This window comes from Geomicrobium sp. JCM 19037, from assembly GCF_000698105.1.
Taxonomy (GTDB): domain Bacteria; phylum Bacillota; class Bacilli; order Bacillales; family Marinococcaceae; genus Geomicrobium_A.
The window spans coordinates 15,770-30,830 of record NZ_BAWZ01000037.1; the positions used below are offsets into that span (position 1 = coordinate 15,770).

Below are 15,061 nucleotides of genomic sequence, written 5' to 3' on the forward strand. Positions count from 1 at the left end.
GGGTACGCATGAGAAGAAGATGGATCGGCGTTAGTGCGGTGGCGTGTTTACTCGGAGTGAGTGCATGTACTATAGGTGAGGATCGCGGGGACAATCAGCACGCGCACATTTCAGGCCCGACAGGCTCGGGGTGGTATCCGTTGTCTACATTACTTTCAGACATTTGGCTAGATGAGATTGAAGAGCTTGATGTGACGGTGGTGGAAGGCGGTGCAATCGGCAACATTCGTGAGGTGAATACGGCGAGGGATGTGCAATCAGGACTTGTGTTTGCTTCGGATTTCATGGACAGCATCCAAGGTGCAGGCGCATTTGCGGGCGAACCGCAGGAAAATGTGAAGGCGATTGCTGCGTTTTACCCGACGATGTGGAACATTGCTGTGTTGGAGGATAGTCCATATGAAACGCTGGAGGACGTCGTTCTGCACGGTGCAGATGCGATCAATGGGAACCCTGGAGATGCGAGTGAGGCGACCTTTCGGAGATTTTTGAAACGATGGGCTACGATGAGAAAGGGTTAGAAGAAGCAGATGTTTCGCTCAATTTCGGCGGATATGGTGATGCGGCCAATCAGTTGCGGGACGGGATCATTGATATTACTGTGCAAGGCGGTGGGCCGGGTGTACCGGCGCTAACTGAGGTCGATTCAACACGGACGCTCCGATTGCTTGAAGTACCTGAAGATGTCATGAACGAAATGGATGAAGCAGGTTACGGCTATTCAACGGGAATGACGATTCCTGCAGGCACATATTCCAATCAGACAGAAGACGTTGACGCGCTCGCAAGCTGGGCGATGATGATCATGAACGAAGCTGTGAATGACCACCTTGTGTACGAGATGACGAAACAAATCTGGGAGAGTGTCGATCGTGTCCAAGAAGAACAACCGAGCCGAGGGGCATGGTTTGACCCCGAGCATACATTTGATGTGATCGAAAATCCAGAAGAGAACATTCACCCTGGTGCGCTTCGCTACTATGAGGAGATTGGGGCGTATGATGGGGGTGGAGGGGAATGACTTCGGGATTAAACGTAAAAGCTGACGGAAAAATTGATTTGACGATTGCTGAAGAGAAGATGAATACAGATATTGAACGGGCGTATTACAATCCGAAACAAGAACATTTTTGGAAGCGCTTACGAATGCTTGTTATTGCTTGTATTGCGATTGGTCTTGCCGTTTATGTCCTGTACTATGCGGCATTCGGAGGGTTTCCGGCGTGGCAACATCGAATGATGTTTACGTCAATTGGGCTCGTATTGTGTTTTAGTTGTTTCCCATATAAAAAAGGGAAGCAGCAAGGACACCCGATTTTTGATGTGTTGCCACTCGTCCTTTCTATTGGGCTTTTGCTTCATGGGTTTTTCGCTTACCCAGAGATCGCTTTACGGCAAGGCGCTTCGAGTGTGTTTGATCAGGTTGTCGCGACGGTAATGATCTTTCTTATTATTGAAGGGGTAAGGCGAACGATCGGTCATGCGATGGCCATCTTGGCGCTGTTCTTCTGGCTGTATATTTTTATCGGGCCGATGTTTCCTGGCATTCTCGGTCACCAAGGCTTTAGTTATGGACGAATGACGGATGCGTTGTTCATTACGACCAATGGTATTTTCAGCGACCCGATTTATGTGGCATCGACAGTGCTCATCATCTTTCTCATTTTTGCCGCTTTTATGATGCGCACCGGTGTCGGGCAGTTCTTTATTGAATTTGCGTTTGCGTTAACGGGCAGGATTCGTGGAGGCCCTGCACTGGCGTCCGTGTTGTCGAGTGGCTTACTCGCTACGATTACCGGGAACGGCGCGGCAAACGCGTCCATGACAGGGCCGTTTACGATTCCTCTCATGAAGAGAGTTGGCTATAGCAAAACGTTCGCCGGAGGAGTGGAAGCTGTTTCATCTCAAGGTGGGCAAATTATGCCACCCATTATGGGCGCCGCAGCATTTGTTATGGCAGAGTTTACAGGCATTCCGTACATCGAAATTGCCGCGTATGCGCTCATTCCTGCGCTACTGTTTTTCATCGTCGTCGGAGCTGTCATTTACTTTCAAGCAAGAAAGCTTGGTTTAGAAGGAATTCCGAGAAGACAGTTGCCGAGCTTGAAAGAAATTATTTTGAAAAAAGGGTACCTCATCTTGCCGCTTGTCATCATTATCGTGTTGATGGTGCAAGGGACAAGTCCGATGAGAGCGGGGCTTTTCGCACTTGGAGCTGTACTCGTGCTTAGTCTACTGCGTAAAGAAAGTCGTTTGAACGTAATTGGGGTGCTGTCGGCATTAGAAGCTGGCATTAAAAATGCCATCCCAACGGTGATGGCGTGTGCAGGTGCAGGGATTATTGCTGGGTCGGTCATTATGACCGGGTTAGGGATGAGTTTCTCCCGATTTGCGATTGAACTTTCAGGGGGACAGCTTCTCCCGATGCTACTCATGATCATGGTCGCGTGTATCATTCTCGGGATGGGCATGCCGACAGTATCAGCGTACGTTATTCTCGCGACAGTGGCAGCCGGTGCGCTCGTACAATTAGACGTTCCAGTCATCGTCGCCCACTTTTTTGTTTTCTACTTTGGTATTTTCTCAGGCATCACGCCGCCAGTGGCGATTACGTCATTTATTACTGCGGGCATTGCTGGAAGCAATCCGCTCCGAACGTCGGTCTACTCGCTACGCATAGGCATGGCTGGGTTTATTCTGCCGTATATGCTCGTCTACAATTCTGCTCTCTCGCTTGAAGGAAATGTTGGCAGCGTCATATTCGGGCTTGTTACCGCACTGCTTGGATTGATTGCTTTTGCCGCCTTTGTTGAAGGGTGTATGTTGAAGAAAACAAACGTCATGGAGCGCGCTGCCCTCCTAATCGCCGCCGTCCTACTCGTGTACCAAGAACTGTATACCGATCTTTTAGGCATCGCCATGATCGTTGCTATTTTCCTATATCAATGGAGAAAACCTAATTCATACAAAAATGAATCGACTGATACAAAATTGAATCAATAACCGTGCTGGACCGCAATAAACTCGCCGATACGCACTGGCATGAACTTTGCAATTACTTGTAGGGAGAACAAGACATTTAGGAGGAACGAGCATGAATTTTAAATTAAGTGAAGAAAATGAGCAAATGAAAACGATGGTAAGGAATTTCGTAGATAAAGAGGTCGATTTGTACGCAAATGAAATCGAAGAAACAGAAGAGATTCCAAAACACCTCATTGATAAAGCGAAGGAGTTGGGATTGTTCGGATTGAGCATTCCTGAGGAGTACGGAGCATCGGCCTGGATACGGTCGGAAAATGCAACGTATTAGAACAACTCGGCCGCACACACAATGCATACGTATCGATGATCGGGGCGCATACGGGAATTGGCAGCATGGGACTCGTTCGTCTCGCGGATGAGCATTTGAAACAAAAGTACTTGCCTGACATTGCGTCTGGTGAGAAAATCGCTTGTTTTGCCTTATCTGAACCAGGTGCAGGGTCAGACGCAACCAACCTATCCACAACAGCAGAAAAACGTGGCGATCATTGGGTATTAAACGGGACGAAGCATTTTATTACGAACGCTCCGTTTGCTGACGTGTTTACCGTTTTTGCCCTCACCGATCGTGAAAAAGGCGCAAAGGGCGGCATTACCGCATTCCTCGTTGAGCGTAACTTCCCCGGCATTCATGTAGGGAAGCCGGATAAAAAAATGGGACTGCGCGGATCGAAAACCGCCCAAGTCGTGTTTGAGAATTGTGAAGTGCCAGCTGAGAACGTCATTGGCGAAGTTGGGATGGGGTATGTGAGTGCCCTTACGATATTAGGAGAAGGACGTGTGTGCCTCGGTGCTCGCTCGATCGGTTCGTGTGACAAACTGATTGAACTGTCAACCGAGTATGCATTAGAGCGAAAGCAGTTCGGCAAACCGATTGGAGATCAACAAGCCGTTCAATTTATGCTTGCTGATATGAAAACCGAAACAGAAGCAGCAAGAGCGCTCACATACCGGGGCGCGTGGATGCTCGACCAAGGAGAGAAAGCCATTCAAGAATGCGCGATGGCAAAGCTGTATGCCACCGACGTGTACAATCGTGTCGCTGACAAGGCTGTACAAATTCACGGGGGATGGGCTACATGGCCGAATACCCTGCGGAACGCTATTACCGGGATGCCCGCATTACGAAAATCTATGAAGGGACCAATGAAATTCAACGCGTCATCATCTCCAAACAAATGCTCAAACAGCAGGCAAAGGTCATGAGCTAAATGCTTACAAAAGCGTGGCTCACCCATTACCCTGACGGTGTCCCAGAACGAGTTGACGTTCCCGACATTTCCGTGGATGCATTGTTAAAACAATCGGCAACCCAATTCGGTGAACATACAGCCATCATCGATGACGGGCGAAAGATGACGTACGCCGAGCTAGATCAACAAGTCGACCAATTCGCCGCCGCTCTGCACGCACGTGGCTTAAAAAAAGGCGATCCGGTTTTGCTCATGTTGCCAAACAGCCATGAGTATATCCTATCGTACTATGCGATACTCAGAATGGGGGCGATCGTCGTACAAGTCAATCCGATGTATCAATCCCAAGAACTCGCTCATATGATCAGCATCGTGCATCCTCGCTTATTCATTGGCGAAACCAAGCAGCGCACAAAACTATCAAAATACAACCTCCCATCCATCTACATCGATGGAGAAACCGACGACCTTGCGACCATCATTCATAACGCCGACATCCATCGAAACGTAACGACCGAGATTACACCCGCCGAAGATGTAGCAGTCATTCAATTTACAGGAGGAACGACAGGCGTTCCGAAAGGCGCCATGCTGACGCATGCCAATCTTGTTGCGAACGTCATTCAAACGTTCGCATTTGCCAAAGGCACGCTCGTTCGGCCCGGTGAAGTATTTTTAGGGGTATCTCCATTTTTTCACGTTCTTGGGATGTCGAGCGTCATGAATCAGGGAATTTATGCCGCAGCCACAATCGTGACGATGAGGCGTTGGCGTGTGCAAGACGGTGTGCGGCTCATTAACGAGCACCAACCGACGTACTTTCCCGCTGTCCCGACGATGTACATTGGCTTGTTGAACTATGCGAAGAAACATCCGGTATCGTTTGGCAATTTCAAAGTGATGACCGGTGGGGGAGCACCGATGCCTGTTGAAGTGATCCGTGGTGTCGAACAACTCACAGGTGCGGTGATATCGGAAGGGTACGGCTTGTCTGAAGCTTCACCAACGACTCATCGCAATCCGTATCACGGCTTGCGCAAAGTAGGGAGTATTGGTGTACCGCTTCCGAGTACGGAGTGCCGCATCGTGGACATTGACACAGGGAAGGATGCCCACATCGGTGAAGCAGGGGAGTTGCTCATTAAAGGACCGCAAGTGATGAAAGGGTATTGGGGTGAGCCTGAAGCAACGGAGCAACAGCTCAAGGACGGCTGGCTTCGGACCGGTGACATCGCCACTGTCGATGCCGATGGTTATTTTTATATCGTCGGTCGCAAAAAAGAAATGGTCATTGGCAGTGGCTACAACATTTACCCTAACGAAGTGGAAGACTTGCTCTATGCACATGAACACGTGCTTGAAGTGAGTGTATACGGCGTTCCTGACCCGTACCGCGGAGAAACGCTTGCCGCATCGGTCGTCCTTACCGAAGGGGCTGACACGACAGCCGAACAATTAATCAAATGGTGCATTGAACATTTGGCTGCGTACAAAGTGCCAGAGATCATTGAATTTCGTAGCGAATTGCCAAAAACAACTGTCGCAAAGTGTTGCGAAGAAAGCTCGTTGAAGAAATGGTCGATAAACGAAAATAAACGAAAGCGGTGTGGATCACCGCTTTCGTTTATTTTTGCCATCTCGAGCACGATTGTCGGCGAATGAGTTGGTGGGGCACAATCACTTGCTCGGGTGAAGAGGTGCTGTCTTCGAGTTGCTTAAATAGCAGTTTCATTGCTTGTGTACCGAGCTCGAAGATTTGAATGTCGATGCTTGTGACCGGTGGTGAGGCGAGTTCGGAAATCATATAGTTGTTGAACGCGACGAGTGACAAGTCGTCGGGCACACGTAGCCCTAGCTAGCTCTTGGACAGTCCGCAAAATGCCGAAAATGACCATGTCTTCGGCAATGATTGCCGTCGGTGGCTCAGGGACGCTCATGACACTAATAAAGGCGTCCTGGCTACCAGTATGTTGGTCTGTATAATAGGCAAGATAGTCGTCGCGGACGGGCAAGTTCATTTGCGCGAGCGCTTCTTTGTAGCCGTATGTCCGGTCTTGAGATACGACGGCATCGGAGCGGTTTAAGATGAGGCCAATGCGTTCGTGTTTTAATAGTGTCAAATATTCGGTGGCAAGTCGCCCGGTGCGCACGTTGTCGTTATTTACATACCAGACGTCTTTTGGGTTCGTGACAGCGGGTCTGCCGAGCAAAACAAACGGAAAGTCTTGTTCGAGCAAGTAGTGTACGAGACGGTCGTTTTCCAAAGAGAAGAGCAGGATAATGGCATCGACACGTTTCTCTTGAACCATGCGCTGCACTTCCTCGAACACTTCTTCGTCCGTCTGACTTGTCGTCAAGTACAGTCCGTAGTTCTTTTTGTGCGCTTCGGTGCTAATGCCGCGAATGACTTCTGGGAAGAACGGATTTTGAAAAGAAACATGAGCGGAGCTTGGCATCACAAGTCCGATCGTCTTCGTTAACTGGCTAGCAAGGCTGCGAGCGGTATGGTTTGGGTGATAGTTTAAGTCGGCAATGGCTTTTCGTACACGTTTCGCCGTTTCAGCACTGATCTTCGGGCTGTTTGCCAACACTCTAGAAACGGTTGATGTGGCTACTTTTGCTTCAGATGCAACATCTTTGATCGTTACGCTCATGTTCATGGTTCCTCCTCGGTCGTTACGCCCACCACATGTCAGATGCTGGTTCTTTTATGATGACAGACTGTAAGTTTCTTACAGCTGCTGCAAAGCCTTCTTCTATGGACATAATCGGATCTTCGTGCTCAATGCTAATGGCATGGTCATATCCGTACGTACGTAGGGCGCTAATCATGTCGGCCCAGTCGTAAACCGGGTGTCCGTATCCCACAGATCTAAATGACCAGGCGCGGTTCGGGACATCGGAATAAGGCTGCATGTCAAGGACGCCGTGGCGGTTCATATTTTCTTTGTTCATGTACGTATCTTTCGCATGAAAATGATGAATGAGTCCAGCTTCGCCTAGGATTCGGATAGCTGCGACCGGGTCAATGCCTTGCCACCACATATGGCTAGGGTCAAAGTTCGTTCCGATCACATTCCCTGTTTCTTGAGATAATTTTAGCATGGTATGTGGAGAGTGGACAGAAAATCCTCCGTGCATCTCAATGCCGATTTTTACGCCGTGGTCTTCAGCCACTTTCGCAACATCTTCCAATAAGGATGATTTTTTGTTCCCATTGCCAGTCATAAATGTCGGAGTATTGGGTCGGCCACGGAGCGACAGGCCAATGGGTGACCGAACTGTTCTCCCCACTACCTGGCGTACCGGAAAATGTGTTGACGACGGGAACGTCAAGTTGGCTCGCGAGTTTGATCGTATTCATAAGCTCCTGATGTGCCGTTTCCGCTTCGTTTTTATCTGGGCTGAGTGGGTTGTTGTGGCAGCTGAGCGCGCTAATTTCCAGCTCGCGTTTCTCCACTTCTTGAAGGTATCTTTTTCTTGCATCGGCATCTTCTAGCAATGTTTCTGTTGGGCAATGATCGTTGCCTGGGTTTCCGCCTGCGCCGATTTCAACGGTTTCAAGACCGGCACTTTTTACAGTATCAAGCATCGTTTCAAAAGATTGTTGTGCGAATAAAACAGTAAATACACCTAGTTTCATCGTAGATCATACCCTTTCTTTCGTGATCGAGATTGTACGTTTTTCATTGGAAGATTCCAACGCCGCCAAGATGATTTCTAGCGACCTGAGGCCATCGGTGCCCGTAACAGGTGGTGCGTCTCCATTGGCAAGGCTGTGAATGAACGCATCAATCACACCAGAGTTTCCTTGAGATTCGTTCGTTTGAATTTCACCGAGCTGAAGCGCTTCTGTTTCACCCTCTACACGATCAATAATGAGCGAGTGTTCGGGATCGTCTTCGCAGCGGATCATGCCTTTTTCGCCGTAAATGATCGTCGAATTATCTTCTGCAGCACGATACGACCAGCTGGCCGAAAGTGAGATCAGTTTGCCAGTTTCTGATTGTAAAATGCACAAGGCGTTGTCTTCGACGTTGCCATGAGGTTTCGATAGGTTGCTCGTAAACGCAGACACTTCAGCAATCTCTTCTCCGAGAAGGAAGCGAACGAGGTCAGCTTTGTGTACGCCGAGATCACCGAGTGCGCCAACAATGGCTTTCGATTGATCAAAAAACCAACTGTCTTTGCCGTCGGCACTCCAGCCTTCAGGACCGCCATGACCGAACGTTGTGCGCACGCTGTAAACTGCGCCAATTTCACCGTTTTTGATTAGTTCGCGTGCTTTCACATGAGAAGGAACAAATCGCTGGTTATGGGCAATCATTAACGTTTTGCCGGAGCGCTTCTCCGCGTCAATCATCGCCTCAGCTTCTTCGACAGAAGCGGCCATCGGCTTTTCGCAAAGAACATGTTTGCCAGCATCCAATGCGGCAATGGAAATGCTCGCATGGTGTACGTTTGGTGCACAAACGCTAATGATATCCACATCACTCTCGAGCAGTTCTTCTACGGTCGTGTACGCACGTGCCCCGTATTGATCGGCCATTGCTTGTGCCCGGTCTTTATTTGGATCAAAAATCCCAGCGATTTCTGCGTGCTTATTTGCGTGATACTCTGGTAAATGTCGATGAACAGCAATGCTGCCGCAACCGACAATGCCTACTTTAAACGTCGTCATAAATGCCTCCTGCTAGTTTTATTTTTGTCTTACCGTCCATCCGTTGCCTTCGTGCAACGTTTTATAGTCTGTAAGTTCTTCAGTTGTTGAACCGATGTGTATGATGAGTGTTTCCTTCTCATTTCTACGTTCATAGGCGACACCGTCAGTGGTGTCAATGAACTGAAACGATCCGTCGCGAAGCGCAGCGTGTTCACGTCGCAACCCGGTCATCGCCTTGTAGAACGCGAATAGGTCGTGGTCTTGTTTTTCCTCGTCCCATTCCATCGTTTTCCGGCAGCCGGGTCGTGACCACCGTCTAAGCCAACTTCATCGCCGTAATACACGCACGGCGTGCCCGGGAACGTGAATTGAAATAAGACAGCTTGCTTCATTTTCTCTTTATCGTTCTCACACAGCGTTAAGAGGCGGGCCGTATCGTGTGAATCGAGTAAGTTAAACGCAGCATTGGTCGTTTGCTCGGGGTAGGTGACGAGCAAACGCTCAATGCGTTGTTGGAATGTGGTTCGGTCAATGCGTTGTTTGCAGAAGTAATCCAACACCGCATTCGTGAATGGATAGTTCATGACAGCATCAAACTGATCGCCTTGAAGCCAAGGACCTGATTCGTGCCACACTTCGCCGAGTATGTAAGCGTCCGGATTGACATCTTTCACAACGTGTCTGAATTCACGCCAGAAAGCATGGTCCACTTCATTGGCAACATCAAGACGCCATCCATCTACGCCAATATCTTCAATCCAATAGCGGGCAACTTCTAGGAAATATGCTCTCACTTCAGGATTTTCAGTATTGATCTTCGGCATTTTCGGTTCAAAAGCAAATGTCCGGTAGTTCGGCTGCGGATCACTCGTTACAGGAAACTGAGGGAGGTGGAACCAGTCTTTATATTTTGAGTTTTCCTGCCTTTCCAGTACGTCTTGAAACGGTGGGAAGTAGTAACCGCTATGATTGAATACCGCATCAAGCAGTACACGGATGCCGCGCTCGTGACAACGATCAACAAGCTTTTTCAGCAATGCGTTATCGCCGAAATGTGGGTCAACGTTCATATAGTCGATCGTGTCGTATTTATGATTCGTTGTGGCTTTAAATACAGGTGTGAAGTAGATGGCAGTAATGCCGAGCGTTTCCAAATGATCAAGGTGGTCAATTACACCTTGCAAATCACCGCCGAAAAAGTTGTCGGGCTGGGGCTCAACCTCTCCCCAACGTTCTTTATTGGTAGGCTTAACGAGTCATCGCCATTTGCAAATCGCTCCGGAAAGATTTGATAAAAGATCGCATCTTTCACCCATTCAGGTGGTCGAATGATGTCGATTTGATTTAAAAAAGGATAATGAAAGCAATCATCAAGGTTTTCTTTAGAACCCTTTGTGAAACCATTCTCGTGAAAAAGAACGTCTTCATTCGCATCAGATAATCGAAAGCAGTATGTGAGCCTTTTGTTCGGAGGCTGAATTTTAATTTCGTAATGGTCATGCCATTCATCTGAAGAACGACACACAAGCTTCTCCTCGGTCCGGGTTTCATCCCACGCATATTTATCACCGTAAATGACGTGAATGGCAGTTAGTGCATTGTTGGCCGTTCGTACACGTAAATGAACGGTACTTTCATCAATGGCGTAGGCCATATGGGACTTCGGTTCGTGCAAGACTGCAGCGAGTTGCATACACACCCTCCTCATTTTTTGTGCAATCGATACCATCATCATTTCACCAAATAATGAAACCGCTTACGTAATTGACAGTCGCTACCATACCGTCATTGTATGCCTTTTTATATTACGGTTCAATAGTAATTTTTATGTAATTTAAGAATCTTTTAAAAAAACACTAGGCAAACGGGCGTATGTATGATTAAATAACTGTGAAAGCGGTTACTCATTCATTTTGTGCAAACGTTTGCTTAGAAATGACTTTAGGGGGAATGACTGAATGTCTAAAAAGTACGGGTTTTTATTTATGAGTGCAGTGCTCATGACTACCTTGGCAGCATGTGCACCAGACAGAGACGAAGAAACCGAAGCAGGTGGAGAAGTATCAGAAGGGGAAGAGCCAGATAAGCCAGATTCCCTTCATGTATGGGTAAATGAAGAAGACGATCAGATCGCAGCCGTTCAAACGATCGTAGAAAGATATGAAGAAGAAACAGGCATTGAAGTGCAATTAACGTCTATGGATATGTTCGATCAAGTGGAGAACATTGCGCTTGATGGACCGGCAGGATCTGGACCAGACATCTACTTTGCGCCACATGATCATACAGGGAACTTAGCGGTTCAAAACTTGGCTGAACCTCTAGAATTAGGGGAATACGAAGATCGATTTACTGAGGAAAGCATCCAAGGGATGACGTATGATGGCGAAGTTTACGGTGTACCGCTCGTATCTGAAACGTACGGTTTGCTGTACAACACGGAGCTCGTTCCTGAAGCCCCAACAACGATTGATGAGCTTGAGGCGATTGCTGAAGAGTTAACCGATACATCGCAAGATGAGTTTGGCTTTTTGATGGAACATAACAACATGTATTTTGCTTACCCATTCCTGACTGGGTTTGGCGGCTATATCTTCGCTGAAACGGACGGAGGTTATGATACGTCTGACATTGGTCTCGCAAATGAAGGAGCGATTGAAGGTGTCGAGCGGATGCAAACGTGGAGTGAGAACGGTTGGATTCCACCATCGATCGACCCAGAAATTCAAGATGGTCTCTTTACAGATGGAAATGTTGGGGTATCGTTAACCGGACCGTGGAACATCCCGTCGTATTCAAGTGCGATTGGTGAAGAGAACTTAAGGTCTGCACCGTTACCTGAATTACCAAACGGTGAAGTTGCGCCGTCATTGATTGGGTTCAAGTCGTGGATTCTTTCGCCATTTTCTGAAGAGAAATATTGGGCGCAAGATTTGATGATCTTTATGACTGAAGATGAGAACAACATGGAGTATTACCGTGTCGCCGGTGAGATGCCTGCGGTAACGCACTTGTTGGAGGACCCAGAAATTGCGGATGATGAATTGATGCAAGGGTTTGCTGAGCAAATTCTTAACGGTTCACCGATGCCGAACGTTCCGGAAATGAATCAAGTGTGGGAGCCAATTGGTGATGCGCTACAATTCTCAGCACAAGGGGAAGATCCTGAAGAAGTGTTAGAAGAAGCCGTCGATTTGATCCATGAAAACATTGCAACGATGGGTAACTAAATAGAAGAGAGAGGGGCAAAATGCTCCTCTTCTTATCATTCAAGGGGGTGGAACGCTTGTCTATGATGCCAGAAACAAAGCCAAAGCATACGCGACACAAGCCTGCACTGGCACTTGTCCTTTCCATTCTATACGCCGGTCTTGGTCAATTGTATAACCGCAGATGGGGCAAAGGGTTGACCCTGATTCTGTTTATGACGGCGTTTATCATCGTATTTGCCGATTTTATCGGTCTTGGATTATGGGGCATTACGACGCTTGGTACACTCGAAGGTGTCGACCATTCCATCATGCTGCTTATCCAAGGGCTCATTTCCATTTTTATTCTCGTTGCTTTTCTCGTCTTCTACGTTGTGAACATTATCGATGCGTACAAAGAAGCCATTCGGATTCAAGATGGTCATCGCTCATTTACAATTAGAGAATCTTTCAGAAGTACATATGATAAAAGTTTTCCGTATTTGTTGTTATCCATTCCGATGGTACTCATGTCCTTTATCGTTATATTGCCGCTCATATTTATGGTGTTGTTGGCGTTTACGGATTATCACTTATACAATGCGCCGCCAGCGAATCTATTAAACTGGGTTGGGTTTGATAACTTTATTGCGTTATTTACCGTCGATATTTGGCAGAATACATTTTTCAGTGTGTTGTCATGGACGGTCGTGTGGACGCTTGTAGCGACGACGTTGCAAGTGAGTTTAGGTTTATTTTTAGCCGTACTCGTTAACGACAAACGGGTGAAGTATAAGCGCCTGATTCGCACCGTGCTCATTCTGCCGTGGGCCGTGCCGGCGTTTGTGACGATTCTTATCTTTTCTGCGATGTTTAATGATGGCTTTGGTGCATCAATCGCGATTTATTAATCCCACTGTTCGGGTTGGAAATTCCTTGGCAGTCGGATCCATTTTGGACACGCACAGCGCTCATTATGATTCAAACATGGTTAGGGTTCCCGTTTGTGTTTGCGCTGTTTACAGGGGTGTTGCAAAGCGTATCAAAAGATTGGTACGAGGCTGCAGACGTCGATGGCGCTTCGCGATTTTCGAAGTTTACGAAAATCACGTTGCCCCACATTTTATACGCAACAGCACCGCTGCTCATCATGCAATACGCCATGAACTTTAACAACTTTAATATCATCTACTTATTTAATGAAGGGGGCCCTGCAATTCGTGGGCAAAATGCCGGTGGTTCAGATATCCTCATCTCGTGGGTGTACAGCTTAACGTTCCAAAACCAGAACTACAATATGGCTGCGGTCATCTCCTTGATCATTGGTTTAATTGTCTGTTCGGTTGCGTTTTGGCAGTTTAGACAAACGAGGTCTTATAAAGAGGAGGGGAAAGTATTTTGAAACGGTGGAAGGATCGAATCGAAGTCTCAACCATATACATCATCATTCTCGTTATGTTCACCATCATTATCTATCCCTTACTCTGGACGTTCGGCATGTCATTAAATCCAGGCTCGAGTATGTACTCGGCGACGATGATTCCAGACAATTGGAGTTTCACCCATTACGAGTGGCTCTTCTTTGATCCCGCAAGCAACTACGTGACGTGGTACAAAAACAGCCTTATGGTCGCCGTAGCAAACTCATTTTTCTCGGTACTTACCGCGGCGCTTGTCGCGTACGCCTTCTCAAGGTACCGCTTTGTCGGCCGGAAAAACGGATTGTACGTGTTGCTCATCTTGCAAATGTTTCCCGTGCTCATGGGGATGGTGGCACTCTTCATCCTGCTTAACTTCATCAACATGCTCGATTCGCTTGTCGGGTTGACGCTCATTTATATTGGCGGCAGCATCCCGTTCCAAGCGTGGCTCGTCAAAGGGTATTTTGATACAATTTCTAAAGATTTGGATGATGCTGCCCGCATCGATGGCGCAGGTCACTTGCGCGTCTTCTTTACGATCATGTTGCCACTAGCCAAACCAATTCTCGCCGTCGTGGCCCTGTTCGAATTCATGGCGCCATTTATGGACTTCTTGCTCCCGAGAATCGTTTTGCGGAGCGCAGAGAACTACACATTAGCCTCGGGCTGTTTAACATGGTAAACAATCAGTTTGCCAACAACTTCACAACCTTTGCCGCCGGTGCCATCCTCATTGCCGTACCGATCGCCGCCATCTACTTGTTCTTGCAACGTTACTTAATCGCAGGACTTGCCCAAGGTGGGACGAAAGGTTAATTGATCGTTGTTCGAAGGAGAAAGGTGCGCGATGCGCACCTTTCTTTATGTATGTGCGGGCGACATTAGCGCGCAAGTTTGCGGATTTCCCTGTATTACCGGCCATATGCATAAAACTAGAGCGCAGATGGTTCCAACTTGCGCACAGATTGCGCCCCCGCCGACAGTGCCCGGCGGTTGCTAAGTTGTCATATAAAAACCGGATGTTCTTTACGGAGCATCCGGTTCTGTGTGGCTCAGCTGATTTTCTAGACGTCTTCAGCTTGCAGCTTCCTAGCCTCGGGCTTGTCTTCTTTCGTTACGTACAATGCACCTAAGAAGAGGGGAATTTGCAGTGGAAGACGCAACCACAACAGCGCAGGATGCATTTTCTTCCCTTTAATGTATGTTTTGTTTCTCATCGCCATGTATATGTTCGCTGGAAATACGAGAACCATGAACACCGCGAGTAGTTTGCCGATGACCGCTCGCCCCTTCTTCGCCCATATGGCGAATGAAAAAAAGAGCTCAAACGCACCAGAAACTAGAACAATCCCTTTACGAAAAGGTAGTGATCTCGGTACGATGCTTCGGAACACACGTTCATTCGTAAAATGCAACGTGCCTGCAGCAAATAACAAGACCGAATATAAAATACGGAACACGTTTCTCAAAAAATCCCTCCTTCAATTCCTAGTCTATTCCTTTCATTCACCATCTTCAAACATTTCCAGGTAGACGATGAGAGCGATGAGT

The 15,061-nt window shown here is 47.7% G+C and carries 12 protein-coding genes and 4 pseudogenes; 8 read left to right on the plus strand and 8 right to left on the minus strand.

All coding sequences use genetic code 11. From position 1 onward, the window contains the following. The first annotated feature begins 8 nt into the window (after window positions 1–8). The 5 genes and pseudogenes from JCM19037_RS28765 to JCM19037_RS17565 all read left to right on the plus strand — a co-directional run bounded on the left by JCM19037_RS28765 (window position 9) and on the right by JCM19037_RS17565 (window position 5,900). Window positions 9–521: a TAXI family TRAP transporter solute-binding subunit gene (locus JCM19037_RS28765; protein WP_042403368.1), complete on the plus strand. Its 513-nt coding sequence runs from the start codon at window positions 9–11 to the stop codon at window positions 519–521. Next, the gene (locus JCM19037_RS28770; RefSeq protein ID WP_042403370.1) at window positions 497–1,021 is read left to right on the plus strand and encodes a TAXI family TRAP transporter solute-binding subunit; all 525 of its coding nucleotides are present in this window, start codon (window positions 497–499) and stop codon (window positions 1,019–1,021) included. The genes JCM19037_RS28765 and JCM19037_RS28770 overlap by 25 nt, the downstream gene beginning before the upstream one ends. Then, window positions 1,018–3,003 (plus strand): TRAP transporter permease, encoded by a 1,986-nt coding sequence (locus tag JCM19037_RS17555; RefSeq protein WP_042403372.1) that lies wholly within the window; start codon window positions 1,018–1,020, stop codon window positions 3,001–3,003. The genes JCM19037_RS28770 and JCM19037_RS17555 overlap by 4 nt, the downstream gene beginning before the upstream one ends. A 91-nt stretch (window positions 3,004–3,094) precedes the next feature. Next, a pseudogene (locus tag JCM19037_RS17560) lies at window positions 3,095–4,256 on the plus strand (acyl-CoA dehydrogenase family protein). Next, a complete protein-coding gene (locus tag JCM19037_RS17565) occupies window positions 4,257–5,900 on the plus strand; it encodes a long-chain fatty acid--CoA ligase (RefSeq protein ID WP_081829409.1) in 1,644 nt (547 codons plus the stop codon). Here JCM19037_RS17565 and JCM19037_RS27665 read toward each other — a convergent pair. The 7 genes and pseudogenes from JCM19037_RS27665 to JCM19037_RS29605 form a co-directional block, all read right to left on the minus strand. After that, window positions 5,863–6,039, minus strand: a complete 177-nt coding sequence (locus JCM19037_RS27665; protein WP_238544794.1) for a substrate-binding domain-containing protein — start codon at window positions 6,037–6,039, stop codon at window positions 5,863–5,865. The genes JCM19037_RS17565 and JCM19037_RS27665 overlap by 38 nt on opposite strands. Next, complete coding sequence (locus tag JCM19037_RS17570) at window positions 5,954–6,892, minus strand: LacI family DNA-binding transcriptional regulator (protein ID WP_238544792.1); 939 nt, start codon at window positions 6,890–6,892, stop codon at window positions 5,954–5,956. Before JCM19037_RS17570 ends, JCM19037_RS27665 begins: the two co-directional genes overlap by 86 nt. Window positions 6,893–6,914: 22 nt before the next feature. After that, a pseudogene (locus JCM19037_RS17575) lies at window positions 6,915–7,881 on the minus strand (sugar phosphate isomerase/epimerase family protein). Window positions 7,882–7,887: 6 nt separating this feature from the next. Beyond that, on the minus strand, window positions 7,888–8,919 hold the full coding sequence (locus tag JCM19037_RS17580) for a Gfo/Idh/MocA family protein (RefSeq protein WP_042403373.1): 1,032 nt from the start codon (window positions 8,917–8,919) through the stop codon (window positions 7,888–7,890). An 18-nt stretch (window positions 8,920–8,937) separates the two neighbouring features. Continuing rightward, on the minus strand, window positions 8,938–9,123 hold the full coding sequence (locus tag JCM19037_RS29595; RefSeq protein WP_307189869.1) for a hypothetical protein: 186 nt from the start codon (window positions 9,121–9,123) through the stop codon (window positions 8,938–8,940). A gap of 5 nt (window positions 9,124–9,128) precedes the next feature. Further along, complete coding sequence (locus JCM19037_RS29600; protein WP_052364014.1) at window positions 9,129–10,085, minus strand: glycoside hydrolase family 13 protein; 957 nt, start codon at window positions 10,083–10,085, stop codon at window positions 9,129–9,131. Further along, complete coding sequence (locus JCM19037_RS29605) at window positions 10,073–10,594, minus strand: alpha amylase N-terminal ig-like domain-containing protein (protein ID WP_052364015.1); 522 nt, start codon at window positions 10,592–10,594, stop codon at window positions 10,073–10,075. Before JCM19037_RS29605 ends, JCM19037_RS29600 begins: the two co-directional genes overlap by 13 nt. A 265-nt stretch (window positions 10,595–10,859) precedes the next feature. Here JCM19037_RS29605 and JCM19037_RS17590 point away from each other — a divergent pair, with 265 nt between their 5' ends. From JCM19037_RS17590 to JCM19037_RS17600, 3 genes and pseudogenes are all read left to right on the plus strand, one after another. Continuing rightward, window positions 10,860–12,131, plus strand: a complete 1,272-nt coding sequence (locus tag JCM19037_RS17590; RefSeq protein ID WP_042403375.1) for an extracellular solute-binding protein — start codon at window positions 10,860–10,862, stop codon at window positions 12,129–12,131. A 65-nt stretch (window positions 12,132–12,196) separates the two neighbouring features. After that, window positions 12,197–13,491: pseudogene (locus JCM19037_RS17595) on the plus strand (carbohydrate ABC transporter permease). 53 nt (window positions 13,492–13,544) lie between these two features. Continuing rightward, window positions 13,545–14,326, plus strand: a pseudogene (locus JCM19037_RS17600) (sugar ABC transporter permease). Window positions 14,327–14,574: 248 nt separating this feature from the next. On the opposite strand, the gene JCM19037_RS17605 reads toward JCM19037_RS17600, so the two are convergent. Then, on the minus strand, window positions 14,575–14,970 hold the full coding sequence (locus JCM19037_RS17605; protein WP_081829410.1) for a hypothetical protein: 396 nt from the start codon (window positions 14,968–14,970) through the stop codon (window positions 14,575–14,577). Window positions 14,971–15,061 lie beyond the last annotated feature (91 nt).